The organism is Pseudomonas khavaziana (assembly GCF_036704165.1).
Classification (GTDB): Bacteria; Pseudomonadota; Gammaproteobacteria; order Pseudomonadales; family Pseudomonadaceae; genus Aquipseudomonas; species Aquipseudomonas khavaziana.
Map to the genome: position 1 here is coordinate 5,702,740 of NZ_CP129946.1, position 25,914 is coordinate 5,728,653.

General features: G+C 57.5%; 7 protein-coding genes and 1 pseudogene. All 8 read right to left on the reverse strand.

Annotated features, from left to right (window positions below; genetic code table 11):
- Positions 1 to 35 precede the first annotated feature (35 nt).
- Positions 36 to 2,339 (reverse strand): annotated as a pseudogene (locus tag QYQ93_RS28650) (AMP-binding protein); the annotation flags it as partial.
- The gene (locus QYQ93_RS25475; protein WP_080889039.1) at positions 2,336 to 2,554 is read right to left on the reverse strand and encodes an MbtH family protein; all 219 of its coding nucleotides are present in this window, start codon (positions 2,552 to 2,554) and stop codon (positions 2,336 to 2,338) included. The pseudogene QYQ93_RS28650 and the gene QYQ93_RS25475, both read right to left, overlap by 4 nt.
- Complete coding sequence (locus QYQ93_RS25480) at positions 2,548 to 3,981, reverse strand: condensation domain-containing protein (protein WP_124421781.1); 1,434 nt, start codon at positions 3,979 to 3,981, stop codon at positions 2,548 to 2,550. Before QYQ93_RS25480 ends, QYQ93_RS25475 begins: the two co-directional genes overlap by 7 nt.
- Complete coding sequence (locus QYQ93_RS25485) at positions 3,982 to 8,217, reverse strand: type I polyketide synthase (RefSeq protein WP_043047937.1); 4,236 nt, start codon at positions 8,215 to 8,217, stop codon at positions 3,982 to 3,984.
- Complete coding sequence (locus QYQ93_RS25490) at positions 8,204 to 17,623, reverse strand: amino acid adenylation domain-containing protein (RefSeq protein ID WP_338475762.1); 9,420 nt, start codon at positions 17,621 to 17,623, stop codon at positions 8,204 to 8,206. The genes QYQ93_RS25485 and QYQ93_RS25490 overlap by 14 nt, the downstream gene beginning before the upstream one ends.
- A complete protein-coding gene (locus QYQ93_RS25495; protein ID WP_338475764.1) occupies positions 17,620 to 22,890 on the reverse strand; it encodes an HAD-IIIC family phosphatase in 5,271 nt (1,756 codons plus the stop codon). The genes QYQ93_RS25490 and QYQ93_RS25495 overlap by 4 nt, the downstream gene beginning before the upstream one ends.
- A complete protein-coding gene (locus QYQ93_RS25500; RefSeq protein WP_338475765.1) occupies positions 22,887 to 24,500 on the reverse strand; it encodes a B12-binding domain-containing radical SAM protein in 1,614 nt (537 codons plus the stop codon). Before QYQ93_RS25500 ends, QYQ93_RS25495 begins: the two co-directional genes overlap by 4 nt.
- Positions 24,497 to 25,648, reverse strand: coding sequence for a MupA/Atu3671 family FMN-dependent luciferase-like monooxygenase (locus QYQ93_RS25505; protein WP_080889042.1), 1,152 nt, complete (start codon positions 25,646 to 25,648; stop codon positions 24,497 to 24,499). The genes QYQ93_RS25500 and QYQ93_RS25505 overlap by 4 nt, the downstream gene beginning before the upstream one ends.
- Between the last annotated feature and the right edge of the window lie 266 nt (positions 25,649 to 25,914).

Below are 25,914 nucleotides of genomic sequence, written 5' to 3' on the forward strand. Positions count from 1 at the left end.
GCCTGGATGCATTCGATGAGCCTTGGCTGAAGGCGCAAATCCCTGACATCAGCGACATGAACATGCCCGCCCGGACGTACACAGGCAATTGCCTTCGCCAATGCATCCCGCAGATAAGCAGCACTCGGGAAATACTGGGCCACGGAACTCAATACCGCTGCGTCGAAGTAACCTTCGACAGCGACGGAATCGATCGCAGACTGTCGCAGCAATTGGAATTTGGCCCCTCCAGCCTTGGAGAGCCGCTGGCCCGCTACCGCGAGAGCCGGAGCACTGATATCCGTCGCGCATAACTCGGTACAACTCGATGCGAGTCGAACGAGGATGGCCCCCGTTCCACAACCCACTTCAAGCACTGAGGTCGGACCAAGTGCCAACACACGCTCACAGGTCGCCTCTACCCACTCACGCATTTGCTCGGCGGGAATATCACCACCGGTGATTGCACTCTTCCAACCGGCAAACTCCTCGCGCTCGGTCAAGTCGAGCGAATAATCGAAGGTGTCCACCCACTGCGCAACGCGCTTTCGCTCCAGATCAACCAGGCGCTGATTTGTATCGGCGACTACCGCCAGGCGAAGTGCTGCCGGATCTGCGGTGGTGAAGGCGGCAGCGCTGGTCACTCCAGGCTGTTGCTCAGCAAGGGCCTCAATTTCACGCAGATCTACGCGAGCGCCCAGCACTTTGACTTGGCGATCAAGGCGGCCCAGCAGGCTCACCCGTCCATTGCTATCAAGATAGGCTTTATCACCCGTGCGGAACATCCGACTGCCGGGCGCGCCCTGTGGGTCGGGAACAAAACGGGACGCGGTGTCACGGGCGTTATTGACGTACCCAAGCCCCAGGCAATCGCCTGCGATAGTCAACTCACCTGCGACGCCCTGCGGCAGGCGCTGGAACCGCCTATCAACTACCGAGACGGTATTGCCAGGAAATGGCTGCAGCGCGAAGCAAGTGTCTGGGGTCAGTGCAGCATGCCGTTGATAAAGATTGGCGACGCCGGCCTCCGTGCAGCCGTAGGCATCAAAGAACACTGCGTGAGCCGCAAAGCGTTTCGTCAGTCCTTCGGAACACGGCTCACCAACGGATACAACGACGGGCCAACGTTCACCACACAGCGCGCCAGGATCCAGCAATTTTAAAATGGAGGGAACACTGCAAAAATGATCGATACGCCATTGGGCCGCCAGCGTGATTATACGTGCAGGATCCAGGGCCGGAACGTAGAACAGCGTCCCGCCTTCCGCCAGGGCCAAACTGAAGTTATGTAAAAACACATCAAAGCTGACCGATCCCAGATGCAGGATTCGCGTACCGCCGAACAACTCTTTCAACTCTCGGCCGAGGCTGCGCAACGTACGTCGACTCAGCGTACAAGCCTGCGGGAACCCCGTACTGCCGCTGGTCAGAGTGATACAGCCGGGCAGCACATCCGGGTAAGCATGGATAACCGCGGGCGCTACTGCCTGGTCCAGGTCCCATGTACGCATAAGGGCGACGCCGTCAGGCAGCTCAAGGTCACTGCAAGTGATTACCGCATCGGCCTTACTGGCCTCCAGCAGACGCGCCCTTCGCGACGCCGATACGCTCGCATCCAGCATTACGAAACATGCCCCCGCCGCAAGGATGGCCAGCGGCGCACATATCAGCACAAAAGGATCATCGGATACGACGGCCACTGTGGAGCCGGCACATAACTGACCGCTCCAGCGTCGTACACAGTGTTCAATTTCGGCATAGGTCCAGCATCGCAGCGTTGTCTGCAGCGCAATTGCTTCTGGCTGACGATGAGCGACCTGCAGGAACGCCGTGACGACGTCGGGGTGCTCGAAAACCGCAGGCGGTCTTCCTGTCGATGGTGCATGCCCATCAAAACTCAGCGTGACTGCACGAGCCTCGTGCGAGACGAAAAACGTCGTCAACGCCGATACGACTGCTTGTGCAAATGGCCCCATCAGGACGCGCGTGCCTGGCTCACCGCAAAAGCCCAGGTCCTTGTCCGTACGAGGGTTGAAATCGACCGCGTCACCTATGAAAAAACCGGCTGTGTCATGCCCCGAGTTTGCGCCAGACCGACGTATGGCGTGATGAACGGCGACCACTCTGTCAAGAAAAGGCGTGCCTGGTTGTGGCCGCGTCTCTGCAAACGAGAATGTGCCTCGTCGATGAGTCACATGGACGCCAGGAGACACCTCATCTTCCAGTGCAAGAAATTCACACCAGGCGGCCAACACAATGGTTTCTTGTGCAACCCCCTGCACTCTCGAGAAATCCGTCAAGGCCGCTTCTAACGCCAACCCCAGCTCAATCGAAATCAATGACACAGCCGAATCTTTCATTCTGAATGAGACGCCACTTTAGCCAATGCCTCACGCACGCTGCGTGGCCGCATATCAACCCATACAAGGGCAATATGATCGAGACATTCATCACGAGTACCGCTATGCCCCGTGGCAACCCAACCCGCGGGCACGGGTAGATCCGCCGGATAGACGGAATACTGTTCCTCGTGATTGATTACAACTACCCATCCCGCATCCATTCTGTTCACCATGGGCTATCTTCCAAATAATTCATGTTATCGGCCCCCACCAACAGCAGGCGCCGTTCAATTCCGTGCTCATTGAGCGCTTCGATAATATGTCGCAGCGCCTGGAGGGCTGCGCGCATCGAGCGCTCGTCATACAGTTCTTCGTCATACCAGAGCTGGAGGGACAGAGACTCTGTATTTTCCTCCTTCTCTACTGCCAACAGCGATATGTCGTATTTTGCCCCACCTCTCTCATGGCGATATCGACTGACTTTCAATTCGTCGATATCGATCTCTGTATGAGGGAAATTGTGGTAAGCAAAAAAAACATTGGTCAACGGCTGCCGACCTTCAAGGCGCTCAGGCTGCAATTGCTGAACAAGACAATCGAACGGCAAGGCCTGATGACTCAACGCACCAACTACCGTCGTACGTACTCTTGCCAGCAGCTCACGAAACGGCGGATTGCCACAGGTGTCAACTCTGAGCAGCATCACGTTGACGAAGAAACCGATGAGCCCTTCCAGTTCAGGAAGTGAGCGACCGGCGACAGCCGTGGCAACCGTCAGGTCCGATGTATTCGCACGCGCTTGCAGTACCACCAGCCAGCAAGCCAGCAAAATCATGTACCGGGTGGTTACCGCGTCATTATTCGCGCTGAACTCGTTATTTTCGGCGGCACGACGAATCCCATCCAAAAGTTCGAGAGGGATGACATCCGCGACAAAATTTGCGACAAACCCCTTCGCTTGGCCAGGATGATCCGCCACCCACTGAGTCGTCGGCGCACCGACCAGGCATTGCAGCCAATACGCTTGCTCGTCAGCGAAGCCACCGTTTCGGTATGTGTTCTTTTGCCAGGCGGCATAATCGACATACTGAATCTCCAGTTCAGGAAATGCGCCGGGCAATGAATGACCACGATTGGCCGCCGCATACATTGCGGCGATTTCATTGAGTAGAAGACGTACCGACCAACCGTCGGACACCATGTGATGCAGACCAAGCACGAGACAGTGACGCTCCTTGTTGTCTGCAAAATCAATCAAAGCAGCGCGAAAAAGTGGCCCGTTCTCCAAATCGAAAGGACGCAGCGCCTCATGATTGAGCCACGTATCGAGCGCTTCAGCTCGCTCGTTGGTGTCGAGCGTCACCCGTACAATTGGCACCGGCTGCGGTGGCCGCACACGCACAGACAGCTGCCCCGCTTGCTGGGCAACGTATGAACGTAAAGGCTCGTGACGTACGACGAGGTGGTCAATGGCGGCCTGCACGCAGCTAATCTGCAAGGGCCCATTCAACTCGAGCACCACTAACGGCTCGTTGTAAAGAGAGGACCCCGGCGTCAACTGCTCGACAAACCAGAGCCGCTCCTGCCCGAAAGAAAGCGGTAAGCGATCATTACGCTGAACACGCTGGATCAGTGGCGCTTGGCCCATAAAACGCTCCACTCAGTGCTCCGCCCGGGTTTTCGAGTCCGAGCCCTGACGCATCGACTCGATTTCAGCGCATAGCAGCGCCACGCTGGGATAGTCGAACAACGCGCGTAAAGGCACATCGATTCCCAGCGAAGCGCGCAGCCGGGCGAGGACTTGCACCACCACCAGGGAGTTGACGCCCAAATCAAAGAAATCATCATCATCACCAGGCTCAACGCCAATCAATGAACTGATGATGCGAATCAGCTCATCGCGTACGCTCACCATTGCGGGCAAGGCTTGCACCGAATCAAACACGGCTGGGCGGGTGACCCATTTGGCTAAACGGCTTTCCAGGTCATGTCGCGTGACGATGATGCGTCTAGGCGTGCTTTCCTTGAGCGCGGCTAAAAAATAGGTCCGCACTTCATCATCGGACAACATACTTGGCCCCCGGTCCGCAGCGGCATCAACGCTCTGCGCCCCCGTGGTGGGTGCTCTGAACCAGCCTTCCCAGTGAATCGCTCTCCAGTCATCCGAGGCGTCGGCAGCGGCGTCGATCCAGGTATGTGCGGCAGAATAAGCAGCCAGACCCAGCCCGCCCAAAATGGGAGACATGGAAGAAGCCAGCAGCTTCAACGCCCCAGAATCACTACGGGTCGCATCATGGACATTATTGAACCCGTCGACCCGTACATCGAAATGCTCGCGCAACTGCTCATTGTCCATTTCATCGATGGACTGGTGCAGCTGCGTAGCGACAACACCCGCCGCGTGGAAGACACCATCTATTCGACCGTAACGCTCACGCACTGCGTCAAAAGCTGCGAATACTGCCTCTCGGTTACCGATATCTACCGTCTGGATATCAAACCCGGCCGAAAGCGCTTCAGTTGCAGGCGTGATGCCTCGTGCGAACGCAATGACTTTGGCCGCGTACTCACGAACCAGCAACTGCCCGATGATCATCGCGAATCGACCGGTGCCGCCGGTTATCACATAGACCCCACCGTTTACCAGAAGTGAGGGCGCCTGCGACTCAAGCTCGAGCGGAGCGAAGACCGGAGTGAAGGGGTGTCCTGCCCGAATGGCTGCGCGTGGATGCGGGCGTTCGCAAAACAACGAAGCCAGAGCGTCTTGATCGTTATCGACATCAACATGCACACAGCGGATACCCGGCATTTCCTGCACTGCCACGCGTGCCAGGGCGCCCAGTGCACTGCGAGCAGGGATGACCGGTTGCGGGCAAAATGCATCCAGCGCACGTTGCGTCACAAAGAACACACGCGAAGGCCCCATTCTGGAAGAGGCATTAAATGCACGCAACATCGCGAACCCGCCGACAACTCCGCGCTCACGCTCATCAGGCCCCTCCTCGCCATAACTCCAGTGATGAACGATGTCCGTGAAGGGGGCTGTCGCCAGCACTGCGGCAATATCTTCAAATTGTCCGGGCCGGATGACAAAGTGATCAGCCTGACGTTGCTCGAACGAGTCTCCAGCTTGTGCCAATACAACGCTCGCTCCCGTCGCGCGCAATTGAGCGACCAAGGTGTCGTCCGGATCGCGCACCAGCACCAACCACTGACGCTCCCCGGTCGAGGGCAACATGATAGGCCGGGCTTCTTTTCTCCATGCCATTTGCCTTATGCACACCGCAGGTTCAACAGCCACCTCGACGGGTTTTTCTTGAGCCGGCAGGTAGGCCGTCGTGGCAAACGGGTAGGACGGCAGCGCAACACGTGCTCTTTTTTCTCCCGAATACAGGGCTTCGAAATCCAATGGCAGGCCGTTGCTGTGCAGTACTCCCAACAGTGCTAACAGCCACGCTTCACCGGTTCGAACCGGATCGCTCGGCTTGCGCCATGGCAGCAGTTTGGCGCCCACCACACGTTGCGCCATGGACCCAAGCCGATCACTTGGGCCAAGATCAATCATCAGTACTGCGCCTGGATGAGCGGCGAAGTGTTCCTCAAGGCGCTCCATGGCGGTAAGCCAGTCTTGTGGCTGTGCCGCCAGGGACTTCCAATGTGAACCTTCGACCCGCTCACCGGCGTTGATGATCTTTGCAGCCACCGGCGAGATCCACGCCCGGTCTGGAACTCCGCCTGTCAGCTCAAACCCGGCTAATGCTTTGCAAACAGCACCATCGGTACAAAACGCCTCATTCTGCAGGGGCGTCCATGGCATCGCGAGGTCATCCAAATGCTCGCAGAATGCCTTGAGCGGTGCATCCAAGCCGCTGACAACGGTACTCAGGCGCCCGTCCAGAGCGCTGATACGAAGCCCATCGACCAATCGCTCCCGGACTGCCGCCGCACTGAGCGAAACCGATATGGAACGCTCAACTGCCACGGTACCGGCCATGGCTGTGGCTCTCAGGATGGCCGCGACGCCCTGCTCCCGGTCAATGACGCCAGCCAATACTGCACTGGCCAACTCCCCAGCACCGTGTCCGATCACTGCATCAGGCGTGATTGCGAAGCAAGCCAACGTGTCCGCCAAAGCCAGCGCATAAGCGAACGCCATAAGAATACCTTCGGACGAAGACCCGTCGGTTCTTTCCACCATCGCCAGAATGTCAGGGCCCGAACAGCGCGTGAAGAGAAGCGCCACCTCGATGAAGGCGGCTTTGAATAGGCTGCAGCTCGTATACATCGCTTTGGCGCTGGCCAACACCGCCTCATCGTGCCCAGGTACAAGAAACACTACGCAAGGTCGAGCGATGCTGTGAGTCGCGACGGTTTGACGAAGTGCCAATGCCGCCGCATGCCTGCTTTGCGCCGTCACATTGATACGAAATCGCAAGCTTTCTCGTCCGGTGTGCAGCGTATAAGCGATGTCGGCAAGGGACTCACCTGACGACTGCTCCAGTAGGCGCGACAAATCACGGACTTTGCTGGAAATGGCTTCTGGTGTTGCCGCCGACAACGTAATCAGTCGCGCACGATCGTCTGAGCGAACATGTACAGGCGCAACCAGCGGCGGCTCCTCGACGATGACGTGAGCATTGGTCCCGCCAATCCCGAATGAACTGACGCCTGCGCGCCGAGGTGCGCCTGCTGGCCACTCTCGGGTTTCTCGAATGATATCCAGTTCAAACCCTGAGCCTGCCACTGCCGCGCAGACGCCTTTACCTAGCGTCGGGTACAAGGTTTTATGCCGTAATGCCAAAATGACCTTCACCAGCCCGGCGATACCGGCGGCTACATCAACGTGGCCAATATTGCCTTTGCATGAACCCACGATCAGAGGTTGGCGGCGCACCGATCCTCCATACACATCGGCCAATGCGCGCAGTTCAATTTGGTCACCGACCAACGTACCGGTTCCGTGTCCTTCAACATAGGTGATGTCACCGGGACTCAAGCCTGCCGCACCAAGCGCCTCCGCAATCACAGCAGCCTGGCCGGACTGGGAGGGGGCAGTGAAACCCGCTCGCGCGCGCCCATCATTGTTGACAGCCGATCCGGAGATAACCCCGAGGATGCGACTGCCCATTGCCAGGGCGTCATCCAGACGCTGAAGTACTACGAAGCCCGCACCGCTGCCAAAAACAGTACCATCGGCATCCTCCGCAAAAGGGCGACAGGCGCCCGAAGGCGATGCCACCCCTCCCGCAGGGGCTTGATAGCCTGAACGTTGAGGCATACGCACCGACACCCCGCCAGCGAGCGCCAGATCACAGGCTGCGGAGCGCAGCGCTTCGCACGCACTATGGACGGCGACGAGAGAGCCGGAGCAAGCCGTCTGAATTCCCATGCTGGGGCCGCGCAGGTCGAGTCGGTAGGAAATAGCCGTCGCGATGAAATCAGCGTGGTTGACCAGCGCCAGTGCATCTACGCCCAAAGTATTGCGCATCCCGGTCGAAGACAGGTATTCGAACAGAAAAGTACTGGGAGAGCAGGCTAAATACACCCCGACCGAATGATCGACTGAACTGGCCTGGATGGCCGCATCCTCCAACGCCGCATACGCGCACTGCATGGCAACCCGCTGCTGAGGATCCATGACTTCTACTTCACGGCGCGTATAGCCAAACAAGTCGGCATCGAAGCGCTCGGCGTTCTGCAAAGGTGCATTGACACCCACCCAGTCTGGCGAGTTTGGGTCGATACCGCGGGCTATTGTTTTCTGCGCATCAGCCGCGCAAACCCGTTCGAACGCATCTCGCCCCTCGGCGAGCAGGCTTGCGTACTGGTCCACTCCGTGCGCCCCAGGCAGGCTGCAGGACACGCCGACGATGGCGATATGATCAGGATTGGACATGGGGATTCTCCGAACGGATGCGGGCACGCAAACGACGCTGTTCTCCACGCGACATTCCTCGCGTGGTCGCAGCGCGTTCGCTTCGCCCCTGACGCAGAAAATCGGCAAGTGCGGCGATCGTAGGGCACATGTAAAAATCGGCAACGGACAGGTTTCCATGGCCACGTTTTTCTAAACGGTTCAGCAGTTCGAGAACCAACAGGCTGTGGCCTCCAATGTCGAAAAAGTTATCGTCAAGCGCTATGTCCTGCCGACGAAGAACCTCGCGCCAGACCTGCGCAATTTCGAACTCCACAGTATCCATTGTGGCCGGCACGACGGCGCCTACCGGGGCAGGCTTGAGGGCAAGGGCACGACGATCAAGCTTTCCACTTGGGGTTTGCGGCAATGAGTCGGTGAAATGAATCCGGGCTGGCAGCATGTGGGCAGGCAAGACATCCGCCAACTGACGACGCAACAACCGCTCTGAAAGAGAACTGGTTGGCGGCGTAAACGTCACCGTCTGGTTCAGCCCGTTTTCAAGCACCGGCCAGGATAGGTTGATCGCTTCCAGCATCCAGATTCCTGCCTTGTTCAATCGGCCGTGAGGCTTCCAGAACAACGTGAAGCTGGGTGGGAACAGGGCCGCGATAGTGGCTTGAGTCTGCGCGCCGTCCACGCACTCCACTTCGATGGTAAAGCGTGCGATGCGTTCAAAATGGTGCGCCTGCAAACCCTGCAACGCTTGGACTTCAGAACGCTCGACGTCGATTTTGACTAAGTCGACTTTCGATACGCCCATCTGGTCAATCACGTCCCCCAATGTGACGACCCTGACCTCGAGTCGCTCGCTGTCAAACCGGTTCTCCATCAAGCGATTGACGTCATGTTGAGCCATCTCGGCAGAGATACTTTCTCGGAAGATCTGTTCGTCCTTGCGTACATCGGCGTAGAGACCGGACTCAAGACTGGCGTTGGGATAGAAGGTGAAGTCCGCAGTTCCAGCCTGTGCGCCAACAGCACATTGCAACAGCTCGAACGAGCAGCCATGCAGAATCAGATTGCGCCGCAGAATCGATGACACTACAGGCGCAGGCTCAACCGCAACGATATGCACATCACTCGCGGCAAAATGAGCGGCCAGGGAAAACATGCCGATATTGGCTCCGACATCGATGACCACGGCACCGTCGGGTAACACCGGCAGCGGCGTATCATGTTCGCTAAACTCGACGCTGATGTAGTCAGTTTCGCCACGCCGGTACTCGAACAGTGCCAGACCGTTCTCGAATACCTGGTACTCGCCGTCCTTGAGCAATTGCTCGCGCTCATCGGGAACAACCCAACCGACAAGTGCCTGGGCGTCCTGGTCATGCACCACGGCAACTTGAGCAACGCCCGGACAGGCCGCCAACGCAGCCTCGACTTCTGGAATTTCAATGCGGATACCGCGCAAGGTGACTTGCTGGTCAATTCGCCCATGATAAGCAATGCTTTGGGTGGTCATGAAACGGCCCATGTCGCGGGTCTGGAACATGCGCCCACCCATGCCCTGCGGGTCAGGTACGAATGTGGAAGCCGTCTTGCGAGGGTCAGCGAAATAGCCACGATTGACCACCTCGCCACTCACGTAGATTTCGCCCACTGTATCGACAGAAACAGGACGCATGTGCTCGTCCAGAATGGATATACCGGCGCCCGCAATCGGTTTGCCTATCAGCGCTGGAACACCAGCATCGACGACATCCGCGCAAGTATTGTCAAAGGAAGCCTCTGACATGCCATACACATTGACCAGCCTTGCATTAGGCAAACGCTTGTTGAACAGTACGATAGTTTCTGCGCTGAGCGCCTCACCACTGGCGATCCACAGTACAGTCCCGACCAAGCGCTCGACCCTGGCAGCAGACGAAAAAATGGCCTGCAACAATGAAGGCACGATAATCACCCGTGAAACTTCGTAGGTGAGCATCTCCTCCACGAAATGATAGGGATCGCGCCCACCCTCTGTGGAGAGAAACGCCAAGGATGCACCAGCCAGTAATGGCCCGAGAATTTCTTGAATCGAATCGCCGAATCCCAATGACGTTTTGTGAATACAGTGCTCGCCTTTACGATAAGGGAAAGCTGTCTCACGCCATGCCGCGACGGCCAGGGTGCTGCGGTGCGTCCCCATCACGCCTTTAGGCTCGCCGGTAGATCCTGAGGTAAACAATACGAAGGCCAGGCTGTCGGGCGTCAACGCGACGACGGGCGCCGCTTGTGCTGCTCCTGCTTCGTATTGATCGATACTCAGAACCGGTATGGGGAGCTTGTCGCCCGCAAAAGCCGCCGTGATATCCGAACGCGACAAAATGACAGTCGGCTGGCTGACTTCAATCATCCGTTCCAGGCGAGCTGCCGGATAAGTCGGATCAAGGGGCACCCATGCGGCTCCAGCCTTGAGGATCGCCAACAGGCCAGCGACGACCTCGAAGGATCGCATGGCGACTAACCCGACCCGCGACTCAGGAGCAACGCCCACTTCGATCAATGCATTGGCTAGGCGATTGGCCCAGGCGTCGAGCTCGGCATAGGTCAGGTTGCGCGTGGTGCCGATCAGCGCGACCGCGTCTGGTTGGCGTCGAGCAGTTCGCTCAAAACATTCATGGATGGTCGCATTTGCATAGGCAGACGCCCTTGGTTGCGAATGCAATGCCTTGGGCGACACAGTATCACGGTGTCCGAGGATTCCCCTTTGGGCAAAGGTGGCGTCGCCTTCCAGGCCGAGGCACTCAAGCATATTCTGCATGTCCTCGAGGATCGACTGCGCCTCCTCTATCGACATGCGGTCCGCCTCCCAGGACAGCTCCAGACGCATACTCTCGCCTGGGACAATGACCAGAGTTGCAGGATAGTGCGAACGCTGACGGCAATGCAGGTCTTCAATGACAAGCGTGGATGGCAATGCCTGCATCGCGGTTTGAATCGGGAAGTTTTCAATCAGCACAACATGGTTAAACAGTGAGCCGGGGGAGAAAACCCCAGCCCAACGCTGAATATCACCCAACGGCGTTCGCTCGAATGGACGACGAGCCAGCATTGTCTGCTGAATCGTCTGCAAGAGCGTCGGCCCGTTGACATCACCGGACACATTGACACGCACCGGCACGGTCCTGACGAACAGCCCCGTCGCGTTCTCGGCATGCGGTAGACCGTCTCTTCCTGACACGGTCAGGCCGAAGATAATCTCCCGCTGCCCTGAGCGTTTGCCCAGCACCATCGCCCATGCGGCCTGCAAATAGCACGCTAGCGTCACACCTGCCTGACGGGCCATGGCGCCGATACGAGCGCAAGTTTGAGCATCGATTTGCCGGAAGACCTCCAGATGCTCACGCGATAATTCGCCAGGATTGCCAACTGGCCCAAGCCCAAGTGGATCGCACGGCAATGCGCCCTGCATCTGCGCAGTCCAGAACGTCCTGGCGCCATATCGGCTGCCTTCAGTCTCCGGCAGGTCCATGATGGTGGCAGGCAGCAGTGTCATGGGGCCGTCGGTACCTTCGACATACGCCTTGAGCAGCCGCTCGATCAGGATTGCCACACTCCACCCGTCAACAATCAGGTGATGAAATGTCCAGATGACTTCCCAGCACTGATCTTCTAGACGGACCACGGTCATGCGGGCCAGCGGGGCACAGTCCAACTGGAATGAGCGCAGTTGCTCAGCCAGCGCCACGCTGGATGTCGCCGCAACCGGCGTTGGCAATGCATTCCGCACGTCATGAATTTCAACGTCAGTCTCAACCTGTCGATGCACGGCACGCACCCAGGCGGACTCTGCATTGATGAAACTGGTACGTAGCGTACTTTCCGTACTTACCACCGCCTGCCAAGCCCGGCGCCAACGTTCAGGCTCGAATGCTCCCCGCAGACGGAAACGCATCTGGTTTTCGTACACCGCCGTATCAGGGGCGGCTTGTACGTGGAACATCATGCCGGACTGCATCGCGTTCAACGGCACCACGTCACTTACATCGCGCCCCGCTGTCGCCGCCAGTATCCCTTCCAGGCTGACGCTATCCTGCGCAATAAGCCCCAGCTTGAAGGGCAGGGTCGAGAGGAGCGAGCGATTAACCTGTACGATTTCATTCACCAGCGCATCAATCGCTGCGGGTGCAGTTCCAACTAGAGAATGCGCAGTACATTGCACTTGAAGTTCGAGGCAGCCGTCCTGATTGATCCAGGCATCGACGGCGGTAGGGTATGGGGCAACAGTGCCCGCCGGGGGTACCGTTCCGCCGAAATCGCACAGCTGCCTGATCGCTCCATCGAACTGAACATGTCCGGCTATGGCGCCCAGATAATTGAGTACGACTGGCGCATTCCAATTGGAGAGTCGAGCGCGCACATCGAGGTCTTCATGATGAGTACCCAACAGTTGAAACGACACGCCGGCGCCCGGCACTTGATTAAGCGCGGCAACGCTGGCTCGGACATCCTCCACGCAGTCCTGTCCTTCATTGAGGCAAACGACTACCGGGTACAACGCAGTGAACCAGCCCACGGTTCTTGACAGGTCCAGGCCTGGGACATTGCGCCCATTTGACTCGATATCGACCCACGTACGACTCACGCCTTGCTCACGACTCAATAGGCGGGCAACACAGGCGTGAAGCACAGCCAGAGGTGAGCTTGACAACTTAGCGGCCACGGTCAGCAATGCACGTGTCGTCTCCTGGTCCAGTACTCGAGTTGCGAGACTGTCGACCACACCTTTCGGGGAGATGGGGGCGCCTTTGATCTGGGTCAGCCAGAAGTCGGTCTCGGCCAGGCATGCCGCTTGCGCGGCATAGGCGGCAAGGCCGCGCAATGCGTCTATATGGGACAGCACCGGCGGCCTGACGGAGCGTTGCTCAAACGCCGCGCATAGATCTGCTTGCAGAATCGTCCACGAAACAGCGTCAATCGCAAAGTGGCTGATCATCAAAACCAGCTCGGCCGGCTCCCCGGCCACCCAGGCAGCCGCCACCATCTGTCCGGTGGAGGGGTTGATCGATTGTGCCGCCAGCGCCAACGCTTCCTCTCGAGAGGCGGCGCTGAGAACGCGAACCGGTGTTTGTACCACCCGTTGCACTTGCACGCGTTGATAGCTGACAACCGAGCGCAGGGCGTCATGGGACTCCACCAGTTGGGCGAGCACCTGCTCGACCTGGCAAATAGGTGTATCGCCTGCCAGGGCAAGCACACACCATTGCGTCATCCACGCAGGCGCTTGTTCAGTCTGGGACATTGCCCAGGCCTGGATGGGTGAAGGCAAAGCACTCCCCCAAGCAAGTTGAGCAACTTGAGCCTGGGTCACTCGCTTGGCCAACAACCGTACCGACCGACACTCAAAGTAGTCACGCATGTCCAGCGACAACCCCTGCTCCTGGAGACGGGCACTTATCCTGAGCAGTGAAATCGAGTCCGCCCCGGCGTCGAACACCGAGTCGTCAATACCACGCATGCCTTCACCCAGAACAGCCCGGCACGCCTCCAGCAATGTCAGTTCAATTGAATCACGAGGTGCGAGGGCGGCAGTCGACACACGATCAGTCAACTGCAGTTTTGATTCATCAGGCTTGCCACCCGGCCCTAGCGGCAGACAGGAAACAAGTTCGATTCGCTGAGGAATCGCCCAATGGGCCAGGTGCTGCGTCAGCAAGTCACGAATGTCTTCGATACGTGCAGCAGGATCAGCGATGACGTCAGCATCCCTACAAACACACCAGGCCACTAGCAGGGGCGTATCACTGCCCGTCGGTAAACGCTGCGCGACAATTGCATGGTCCACCGCAGGGTGCGACTGGAGAATGCTCTCGACTTGCGCCGGATGCAGGCGACCGCCACGGACCTTGAGCTGTCTGTCGGTACGCCCTTTGAATACCAGGTCGCCGCTCTCCAACAACACAACTCGATCACCCGTGCGATACATTCGCTGACCGCCGGTTTGCATCGAACGGGTGCCGGTGATGCTCCATAGCTGCATCCGCTCCCTGCCTTCGCTGGTGACTATGGTGTAGGGCACGCGGTATGTGACCATACCCACCGCTCCCAGCGTTGCCAGGTGCGAGACCAGAGCGGCATGCTGTGCCTGCGCATCCGCACCCTCGACAATTCGCTCTGTCGTCGCCGTATAAGCGTTGTCTTGCAGGACTTCATCAAAAGGCACATTGGGGAGCAAGACCTGCAAGGCGAACCGGCCCTTCGGCTTGAGCAAACCGATCAGGTTTTCCAGTAGTCGCTTAGGCGAGGCCACCCGATCCAGCACCAGCGTAGCGAGTGAGAAATCCAGGCTCGCGGCCTCAACCTCCATCGCGGATGCAAGCTCGTCCAGCGCGCTGTCGATCATCGCCTGGGCAACTCGGTGACCGCGACGACGAGAGCGATCGACGAGCCAAGGACTCATATCGACACCGATCACCTCGGCACCACAGGCCTGCAACGCGTCCAGCACTTCGCCACCACCGGCCCCCAGATCGACACCGCGCAAGCCAGACAGCGATCCTCCCAGTAAATGCTCAAGTACCTGGGGCTCCAACCCCCGCGCACAGATCAGATTGTGCTCTCCCTCCATCAAGTAGCGAGCAAAACCATGGCGCTCTTCCTGGCTGGCCAAACACTCCCAGATTGCCTGGGTACGGTTGATCAGCCCCTGATCAAGGCCCTCGCAATGGCGCGCGATATCCTCGGCGCCCCAAGAGTGATGCAGCTCAGTGGTGATTTGCTGGCGCACTTGTGGCGCCTGGTTTTCCAGTGCTTCCATGGCCGCCAAGGCCTGGGGCAAAATCAGTTCAATGACCAAGCCAGGCCGGCCAATAAAAGGATCAGGCTGGAATCTCGACGCCGTGGCAGCCGGCGCTGCCGAATACCCCAAGGCAACGCCTTCCCCGGCCAGGTATAACTCACCCGGTATGCCGTAGGGGACTGGTGAGAGCTCATGATCAAGTACATAGGCGCGCGTGTCATCCCGGGCCTTGCCGATTGGCAGCAAGCCATGGGATCGGGACAGGTCCCGCTCACTCACCTCGTAGGCACTCGCATAGACCGTAAACTCAGCCGGTCCATAGGCGTTTACAACGCGCCGGCGCGGTAACCACAAGGCCGCCAATGGCGTGGCGAACGCCTCCCCGACGACCACCAGCCAGCGACTACGCTCAACCGGAACAGCCAAGCTGTCCATACGTGACAAAAACGACGGGACGACCACGGCAACGCAGACAGCTTCCTCAACCAGAAAACGCGCGAAGCGCTCTGGAGTTCGATCGGCATCATCAACTACCACTAAGGTGGCGCCGCTTAAGAGCGACATGCAACATTCGCCGATGATGGCGTCGAAACTCGGGGTCGAAAACTGGGAGACAACATCGCCCGGCTTCAGTTGGAAATATTCACGCTGCCACTGTACAAGCTGGACCAACGAGCGATGACTGACATCAATGCCTTTGGGCTTGCCCGTTGAACCAGAGGTATAGATTCGATAAGCGGCACGGTTGCCACCCAACTCGGTATGCGCTAGAGCGATGTACGGATCGCCGGTCCCTGAATCGGCGTCCAGAGATTCGATATTGACGCAAAATGTCCAGGGCGCAATGCCAAAAGTCCCACCAATGTGTGCGCACGTCAGCAGCACGGCAGGGGCCGCCTCAGCGATAAGATCCGACGCCACCGAGGCCGATACTGCCACATCGACAATCAGGAACGTCGCCCCTGCCAATGCAACACCCAGCATGGCGGCAAACAAGTCCCTATTACGCGGTAACGCGATGGCGACCAGCGTACCCGACCCAACTCCCAGTGCCTGCAGGTGACGGGTCACGCGATATGCATGACTGAGCAACTCGGCGTAAGTGGTCTCCACCTGCGCGATTCGCAAGGCAGTCTTCTCAGGAAAGCGCTTCGCCACGTCTAGAAAAACGCGCCCGATGTCAGGCGGTAAAGGCGGCGAAACCGAGCTACTGCCGGCAGCGGCGCTGAGCAATTCGGCCGCCTGAGAAGCATCGGTCAAACCCAAGGTGCAAAGCGGCATCTGCGGTGCGCTGGCAATACCCGACAGCACGCTGACAAAAGCTTGTGAAAGTGCATGGGCGGCCGACGCATCGATCAGGTCAGTCCGATACTCCAACGACGCCTTCATCGATGTACCGTCGTTTTCAAGCAGTAGCATCACATCAAATTGTGATGAGCCTGAATGCAGCTGACGCGGGCGCATTGCCAAGCCCGGAAAGTCCATGGCAAGCACAGGTGCTTGATCCATTACTATCGCAATACTCGAAAGCGGGAAGGTACCCTCTTCGACCGGACGTCCGGATAGCTCGATCATCTCTTCGAACGGCAACCCTCTGTGTGCAAGGGCGTTATGCAAAGCGGCGCCGAACATATCGACCAGCTCTTCACGTGTCGACACCTGCCCCACGTTCGCTCGGATAAGCAGCGTATCGATCAAAGGCCCCACTACACCTCTGGAGGCCACATCTTCTCGCCCCGCGAACGACGTAATCAGGGCAATATCCTGTTGGGCTGAAAGCCGGTGAAGCACATGGGCCAATGCAGCCACTGCCAATGCAAACGGCGTCGTCTGACGTGCCATCGCCACAGCCGTGACTTTCGCCCACAAATCATTGGGCAATGCTATAGGAACAAGCCGCGAGTCATAGGTACGTCGAAGCCCGGTGGTAGCCAAGCCATCCAGTGGCGAAGCAGGCAGAGCTTCTACTTGGACTCGCCAGAACTCACGCAGGCGAGCGACTTGCCCGGGGTCTGTTTTGCTTGCTCTATCAGCGATGTACTCGGCATATCCAATTGCCGGCACACTCAGCGCCAGCAATTGCTCATCCGCGTAGGCTGCTGCCAACTCAGTCAGCAGGATGCCACGCGACCACGCATCGAAAGCGATATGGTGAATTACAAAGCCCAGTCGATGGCAATCGACACCAAGTGAAACCACCAAGACCCTAATCAGAGGCCCCGTGCTGAGGTCAAATGGAATTGCCGCAGCAGATGACAAGAGAGAGTCGCATGCCAATGAGCGCGCAGGCTCGTCCAAATCGCTCATGTTGGCGAATTCAAAATCAACGGCTTCTGAGGCGGGCAGCAATGTGCTGATCGAACCGTCATCGCTGTAGGTGGCGCGCAAGATGTGATGCCGGGCTATGACAGCAATCAATGCTCGCCGCAGACGCGGAACGTCCAATGCGCCATCTACGTCCAATGCAATGGAGCTGTTTAACCCGCTGGCTCCTCGCGATACCCGTTGCGCGGACCACAAGCGGCGACGCATACCTGTCAACCCTTGAGTGATTGAGCTTGTGGGCTCGGCGGGCGTTTTTGCACCATCAAGCTTGCGAGCAAGCGCGGCGATCTGCGCAGGACTCAGGTTACGTAGTTTCTGGCGCAGATCACTCATTTCACTATTCCATTTTCAGCGACGAGATTGCTCAGGGCATCCGAGCCGTCAAGTAAAACCAATGCATCCAGCACCGACTCCGCCAGCCCTGACAAGGTCGGGCGATCATAAAACGCGGCAAGCGTAACGCTTACGCCGAAGTCTTCCTGAATACGCCAGACGACCCGCAGCGCCAGGAGCGAATGCCCGCCCAACTCAAAAAAGTTGTCGGTAGTGCCCACTCGGTCAACCCGAAGGACATCGGCGAGTATTGTGGCCAGCCCCTGCTCAATGGCTCCTTCAGGCGCTATATAGGTTTGACGACGGACCGTGCGAAGCGGCGAGGCATTCGTCGCCGCCAGCACTGCACGTACATCTGCACGCTCAAGGATGCTTAGAGGTACACCAGAAACAGCGGGGCTCGCTTTGCGCAGTTGACGACCAACGCTAGTTTGTCGAGTGCAAGCAAGACTTGGAGCGGCTGTCGCATCCAGAGGCACGATGAAATACTCACTCGCCTTGTCGTAAGTGCAGTCACGCAAACTTTCAAAAAACTCTCGCGCAGGAATATTGCGAGCCGTCTTGCGTAAACGCACGCGCAGCTCAACAAGCCCACGAGACCGCGCCTCGTCTTGCAACGAAGCAAGGAACAAGCCTTCGGCGCCACGTCCCAATACCCGACAGCTCACAAAGAATGCATCGACATCAAGGCGTTCTTCCCTCTCAAAAACCAACGCCGCACATGTCATCCCATAATCACCAAACCGATCCTGCACTTGAGCAACACGCAGATCAGCCTTCAGCGCTATAAGATCAGACTCTGTGGCTCGAAAATCCGATGCATTGAATTGATTCGTCCGCTGACTGAGTTGTGCAATACGAGACAAATCATCGGGCTGGGCACGTCGCGAATCGACACGGGTTTCAAGACCGGCCAAGTAGGACTCCAAGTCGGGAGCCTCGAACTGCGCACGCTTGCGCTTTGCCTCAAGCGCATAAGCCGAGGCGCGACTCAGATCCGACGAGGTACCACCCAGGCCATCAAATTCCCACAGGTGGTAAGGAGTACACGCTTGCAAGAGACTGGACTCCGGCAACGTGATTACGCAAACATCCGGGCAGTTGGAACGCACCTCGGCACAGATCGCCGGATCGTCATCAAGCAATACAAAACTATCAGTCCCCAAGGACAACTGCGTAGCCAGACGCTGCAAGGATTGTGACTTAGGATCCCAACTAGCTTCCATCGCGGCAATATTATCCCGCGACAGCAGCATGTCCGGGTGGGCGAACGCCTCAATGACATCCTCCGGACGGTTGCGGGTGCACAGCGCGAGGACAACACCCGCTGCGCTCAAGCGCAGGATCGCTTGTTGCAACGCAATTTTGTGCGACGGAATCGAGATTGAAGAAGCACACTCGCCATCCCACAACGTGTTATCGCAATCGAGCACAAGCACTTTCCTCGATTGGCGAACGGCACTTCGAGTATGACGGAACAGCACCGTTCCCAATCCGGTAAGCCAAGTTGGGGAAAACGGATTTCTACCCAGCTCATCGGTATATGGACTGCGGCAAGGTCCTGTGTTGTAGCCACCCTCGACAGTCGCCAGATCAACGATCTTCCATTGCTCGCCAGCCAATGCCAGCAGCTGTTCCCTTGCCAGCCGAACGGCCTCTGAACGAGGGGTATCAAGGGACAATCCTGGCGTGATGAATAATGTGAGTTCACGGCGTAAGGCGGGCTGCGACTCAAGGAGCTGGATAAATGCGCTGACCCGTTCTGACCCGCCAGCCTCGTCGACCCAAGCGTCTGGATCAAGGACGATGAATCGCTCATTGCTGGACGCAACCGACTGTTGTCCAGGCTGCAAGAGCTGCAGTTCAACCTGATCATAAGGCGCCAGGTTGACGGACAACGGCAGTTCCAGCCGTCGGCTCCAATAATTCAAGGCATCCAATGCCGGCTCGACGGTAAAGTTCGCGGCAATCGACAGACGCCTCACAGCACGAGGCTGCGCTACCTTTTGCAGCAATGATGCAAAGTCACTGAGCAACCATTGAGGATGTCTGATCATCGCGTCGGCGGCGACCAGGAACGTATCCAGCAACCTGCGAGCAGAAGACTCCATGAACAGTTCGCTTGCGTACTCCAATACAACGTTGGCGGTACCGTCATGCAAAGGTGTCACGATGAAGCGCAGATCCAACTCTGCGGTGGGTGTTTCCACCAGCTCAACCGCCTGTTGCACTGCGCTGGAGCTTGGGTCATTGAACCAAAGTCCTACGCTGTAAAGTGGATTCCCCCCCCTGGTTCGATCTGGGTTGACCGCTTGTACCAAGTCCTCGAACGCGGTGGCGCTGTGATTAAGGGCTGAAGCGAGGGTAGTCGAAACCTGCTCCACCCAACTCGATATCGACGTTTGATCGTGTGCACATATCAGCAGTGGCAGGAAGTTGATGTCGCAACTCATCGCCCCATCGTGCTGAGCGCCGGGCAGGAGAGAGACCACAGTACCAATCACAGCCTCATCGCTGTCACTCAGGAAGCGCACCATGGCGCCCAAGGCAGACAACAGAACGGCGAAAGGCGTCGTACACTCTCTTCTTGCTGCATCGCTCAGCCGTTCAAGGGTCTGGGCATCCATCCGGGAACGGCATCGCCCGCCGGTCAATGCAGGTTTCAAAGGCCGCTCAAAATCAAGTGGCAACACCGAGCCACGGGAATCGGCCAGCATCTGACGAAAAAACTCCATGCCGGGTGACCGGGCATTTCGAGCATTCAGGGCGCTCAGTGCACATTGCTTCAGGTAGTCGTGTTCAGTGATTACCGGTAACGACAGAGCTTTAGGCGCCATGCCCGGTAGCCATTGACTCATGCGTTCTATCAGCCGACGAGCACCCCACCCATCACAAACAATATGGTGCACAGTGAGTACAAGCCGGCACTCACCAGCCTCACCATTGAGTATCAGTGCACGTACGACGCTTTGACTCAGATCGAATGCTGTAGAAACCTCGTCAAGCACTACGCCGGGGATGTCATCTGCAGGTACTGCGCCGACAACACGCAGCCTCACATCTGCCGTCTGCAGCACACGTTGACGTGGCTCACCCGCCGCAATGAAGAAAACTGTACGCAGCGCTGGCTCGCTTGCGATCAGCTTCTGCAATGCACGTTCTACCTCTTCCTGCTGTAACCCACTGATGTCAAATGACAAGCCCACGTGGTAGAAGGAAAATCCGACGTTCATGTGCTCGGAAAACCATATGCGACGCTGCGCAGGCGCCAGTTCTCCAAGGTCTGGAGCAACTGCAGCTGATCCGGGCTGCGCACCTCGCGTCATTATGCGTGCGCGAAGACTCGCGGGGGTCGGAGCTTCAAAAATGTCCGCCAGTTCCACGTTCAGCCCGGTGCTCTGTTCCAGCTGCGCACGTAAGGCATGGACTTTTAACGAGTCCCCTCCAGCCGCGAAAAAATTACTGTATTCACCAATATCGGCCCCAGGCAGGACTTGTGAAAACGCACGGCTAAAAGCATCGGCTGTGCTCGCCGCCGGCTCTGTCCTGCCGTGGGAGGCAATCTCAGGGCCCGCGTCACCGAGACGGTGTTGATTCAGTTTGCCCTCAGCCCATAAGTCTCGAGCCTTGGAGCGCTGGAGCTTGCCGCTGGTCGTACGAGGCAGGGAACGTGGTGCAAGCCAGGCAACCTCAGCTACGCTCACGCCGTAATTCTGAGTGATCAGTTGAGTGATCTGAGAAACCCTGGCTGCATCGATAGCGTGCAAAAACGTCGTCTCGATAAGAACGACGGCTTCATCTCCATCTTCTTGCGCGACACCTACTACTGCGACAAATACGTCGCTGTCGTCTGCGAAAACTGCGCAAACGGCCTGTTCCATTTCTTCGGCTGAATGCTTGCGGCCCCGCACATTCAGAACATCATCCAAGCGTCCTACTACATACAGGTTACTATCTTCGACGAACCCCATATCACCCGTAGCGAGCCACCGACGCTCATCCTGAGGCAGCCTGACGCTAAACCTGGACTCATCACGGCCGCCCAAGTAGCCGCTCACAACACCCGGACCACTTAGTAGAATTTCCCCGACCTGACCGGATGACACCGGCATACGAGACTGCGCGGACACGATCGCAATAGCAGAACCTGGCAGCGCAACACCGCTGCTTACCAGCGCCACCGCATTGTCGCTAGCAGATGGGACAACCTGGTCCTGGGATAAGGCATCACGATCAAAACGGCTCACAACAACCTTCGTCCCAGGTACCGGCCCGGTAGCCATCAGAGTTGCTTCGGCGAGCCCATAGCATGGAAAAAACGCATCACGATTGAATCCGTAGCTGGCAAACTTGCGGGTGAAGCGCTCCAGTGTCTGCGCACGCACGGCCTCGCTGCCGTTGAATGCCACGCGCCAGGACGAGAGATCAAGCCCCTCCAGAGACTGCTCCCCCATCGCCGTCACGCAGTTGTCATAAGCAAAATTGGGACCGCCACTGGTCGTTGCACGATACCGGCTAATCGCCTGTAACCAGGTCAGCGGCGACGCCAGAAAGGCCGTCATCGACAGCCACACGCAAGGTATGCCTGCATACAGCGGCTGGAGGAGCCCACCGATCAAGCCCATATCGTGGTAGGCAGGCAACCATGTCAGCACGCGACTTTGCGCGGTATGCCCGAATATATCTCGCAAGGAGCGTTGCTGGGCGCTGAGGTTATAACCGTCCACCAACACACCACGCGGCTTGGCAGTAGACCCGCTGGTGTATTGAATAATTGCTACCCGGGAAGGGTCGAACTTACCCTCAAAACCACTGGGCGCTTCTCTGATGTGGCAATCTATCCACTGCATACCCACAGGCAGGCTATCTGGCCGGCTGGCACTGATAAAAGTGTCAGGCTGTGCGTCTTGAAAAATCACTTGCCAACGGTCTGTTGCACTGCGCGAGTTAGCGCCAGGAACCGGGATAGCCGTCGCACCGGCCGCCATGCACCCAAACAATGCCGCAAGAAAGCCTACCCCGTGGGATGCAACGATCACCGCACGACGAGCATTCGAGGACTGGAGTTGCCAAGCTACGGCTGTTGCTCGCTCATTGAGCTCATGCCAAGTGCAGGTGATTTCATGACCCCGGCGATCTACCAGCCATACGGCAATTTCATCAGGCTGGCGCTCTGCACGGGTACGCAGCAGTGCGATGGGATCAAGGACTACGGACGGCTTCGGCCATCCTGACCAATCCGGCAGTTCAGGCGTTGACGCAGTCATAATGCCCCCAACCCTGGACGTGAACGATAGCCAAGGGCAGACCAGCGCTCGTCTGCCTGCCGCCACTCGGCCATCGAATAAGGGTTGGGTATGCCTTGTTCGGCCATGTGCGATACAAACCGCGCCAGCCTATCGCACCGGTCGCCGGGGGACATTCCATCGTCAATAACATGCGCATCTACTCCTAATATGCCCGTGAGCTCGCGGCTGAACCGTGGCTTTGACCCGGTATGCCCTTCAAGCTTGCTGGAGCCCGCCAGCCCAGTACGGTGATATTGAAACAGCCAGGCATCGGCATCAAAAATGTGGTCACGGTGTTCACGTATATAAGCCAACGTGTCTTCAAACTCCGAGGCGGTTTCGTTCGCGTAACCGACGATCCACAGCGTGCTGGTCCTAACGCCACCGCTGGTCAATGCTCGTAACGCTTGAGCCATGATGGCCGGCGTGGTCATCTTGACCATGTCGTCAAGGATGCGCTGACTGGCAGACTCCATCCCCAACCGCGCTCTGAACAGGCCTGCATCGTGCCAGCGGGCGGCACGTTCCGGCTTCAGGCAAGACTTGTCGGCCCGAAGATACGCATCGAATTGCATCTGTTCTCCACTCGCCAATAATGCGGTGGAAATCCCGTCAATCACTGGGTTGGCCAACGAATCACACAGATAAAACGAACGTCGCCCATATCGCTTGGCGAGTCGAATCATCTGCTCAGCAGTAGCGGTGGCGTCATTGCGACGAAAGCCATCCCAGAAGATGGTTTCCGCACAAAACGAACAGGCAAACGGACAGCCTCGAGAGGAGGCAATTGAAAGTTGCATGTAGCTGGCAATGTCCAGCTCTCCATAATCCGGGTCAGGAATGTCAACCATTCGAATGGAGGAAACTTCGCTGGTATCGGCGGTTTTCAAGCTTGAGGGGGCGATCACCCCGAGCGGCAGGTCGGGCTCATCGAGCACCCTCATGAAAGCGCGCTCACCCTCGCCCACGACGTAGTAATCAATAAAACTGTGAGACTCGTAGAACGCGGTGACTTCTTGCACATCGGCAGCAATGCCCATCACCGGCCCCGGCCCTCCGACAACCGTACGCGCTTGTGGCCGCAGTGTCTTGGCACGCCGGAGCAAGAACAGGGTGGCGGCCCACGTGGAGTTGAACAACGAACAGCCGATCACGTCAGGCTGCACGTCCTCAAGCAATTGCTCAAGGATGCGCAGCACCCTTGCGTACAGCGCGCTGAAGATGGCATCAAAAGGGGCGACATTAATGCGCGCCGCTACCGTATCGAGCGGCACATCCGCAATATTGAGCACCTCGGCCACCAACTCCCGATAGTCCGGCCGCGCTCTGGCATGAAGATAAAGCATCTGGTGCATTGCCAGCGCTTCTGTACCGTTACGTTCAATATTCCATTGACGCCACTCTGGAAGCTGGCGCTTCACCTCTTCGAAGTACAGTCTCTGTGCCTGAAACACTTCGGGAACAGTATTGAAGTCAAATAATATTGCCTCGTGCCCCGCTCTAACAGCATAAGCACGCAAGGAGGCAACCCCCAAAGGAACGCATACGGGGTCCCAGAAGTGCGGGACAATCAACAGAGCACGGGTCATCGATCGCTCCTACCAAGGGCCAGCGTGTCGCGCACGCGCAGGAGTTGCTCCATACCCGCTAAAACATGGTCAGGCGTCAGCCCAAAATCCACCAGGCAAGCAATCTCGTCAACGCCAGCCGCTGCCAGGCGCTGACACACGCTAACAGCCTCTGCCGGAGTACCGATCATGGAGCGGTTCGCGATATAACGTCGTGCCATATGCATGAGAATCGCATCCTTGTCAGTATTGTTTACAGTTCCAATGACATTGCTCAAATCACCGTTGGTGGCCATTGCGGACTCACCACTTTTCAGGTGAGACCCCAAATAACGGGCAAGAGGGCCTCTAGCCAGATCAGCTGCTCGGCCATGAGTTGGATCTATATAGGTATGCAGCAGCAGGGTGACATGGGATTCAGCCGGCTTAGGATGTTCTGCTCGATAATTGCGGATTGCGACGGCGAGTTCCGCCTCCTTCAACTCCATCATTCCGGTGAGCACATTCACGCCCATTTGCGCCGCTCTAATGAAACCGTCCGCACGCACCACCGTGAGCCAAGTGGGAAGGTGTTTACACAAGGGGCGCGGTCGCGAAAACACGTCAACCCATGCTCCGGTTCCATTACGGCGCCTGATGGACTCGCCAGACCACAGCAAACGGACCGTGTCGATCACTTCACTTGTAATGCTTCGGCGCGCCTCGAACGAATCAGGCGAGAGCACGAAATCATCAGGGTTCCAACCGGACGCAAATGAAATCCCGACACGCCCCCCGGATAAGTTGTCGACAACGCTCCACTCCTCGACCAAACGCAACGGATCATGGAGCGGAGCAACAACGCTGCCTGCGCGAATACCGATCTGTCGAGTACGTCCAGAGATTGCGGCTGCGACGACAGAAGGATTAGGAAAAAGCTCTCCGAAGTCGCCGAAGTGTCGCTCAGGCAACCATACGGCGTGCAAGCCTTCGCGATCGGCCAACTCAACGCAACGCATTAGCAAGTCGTAGCGAGGAGCCTGGTCATCGACAGCAACACTGGAAAAAAAAGATAAACTTAGATTGATATCTTGTGAACCAAGATACTTATTAGCGGGTTGTCCGGAGGAAGGAGCAATTGGAGAAGGGACACAAACATGGCCACCCATAACCGGGTTTACTTCCGTCATAACTGAGCGCCCTTGCCGAATCCTTTCGTAGTCCTGATGTTAACCTGAAACGATTCGTAACAGCAAACCCTGCACCCGCAAGTTATCGAAAATGGGAACTAATTTTCTCGGCAAAAAACCTGAAGTTAACACTACTATAAGAGCCGTGCATAAGATCATGACGACCCTACAGGCCACGCCCCCGTTAACATCACGCCGAAAATCGAGTGCCTCTGTGAATAGGCCCAGCGCACACCACATTAGCAGGTTGAGGCAATGTATAGCGC

Bases quoted from the DNA above. Each gene is read 5' to 3' on its own strand.
- QYQ93_RS25485 (WP_043047937.1), bottom strand. From the start codon at position 8,217: ATGTCCAATCCTGATCATATCGCCATCGTCGGCGTGTCCTGCAGCCTG.
- QYQ93_RS25505 (WP_080889042.1), bottom strand. From the start codon at position 25,648: ATGACGGAAGTAAACCCGGTTATGGGTGGCCATGTTTGTGTCCCTTCT.
- QYQ93_RS25475 (WP_080889039.1), bottom strand. From the start codon at position 2,554: ATGGTGAACAGAATGGATGCGGGATGGGTAGTTGTAATCAATCACGAG.
- QYQ93_RS25495 (WP_338475764.1), bottom strand. From the start codon at position 22,890: ATGACTGCGTCAACGCCTGAACTGCCGGATTGGTCAGGATGGCCGAAG.
- QYQ93_RS25500 (WP_338475765.1), bottom strand. From the start codon at position 24,500: ATGACCCGTGCTCTGTTGATTGTCCCGCACTTCTGGGACCCCGTATGC.
- QYQ93_RS25490 (WP_338475762.1), bottom strand. From the start codon at position 17,623: ATGAGTGATCTGCGCCAGAAACTACGTAACCTGAGTCCTGCGCAGATC.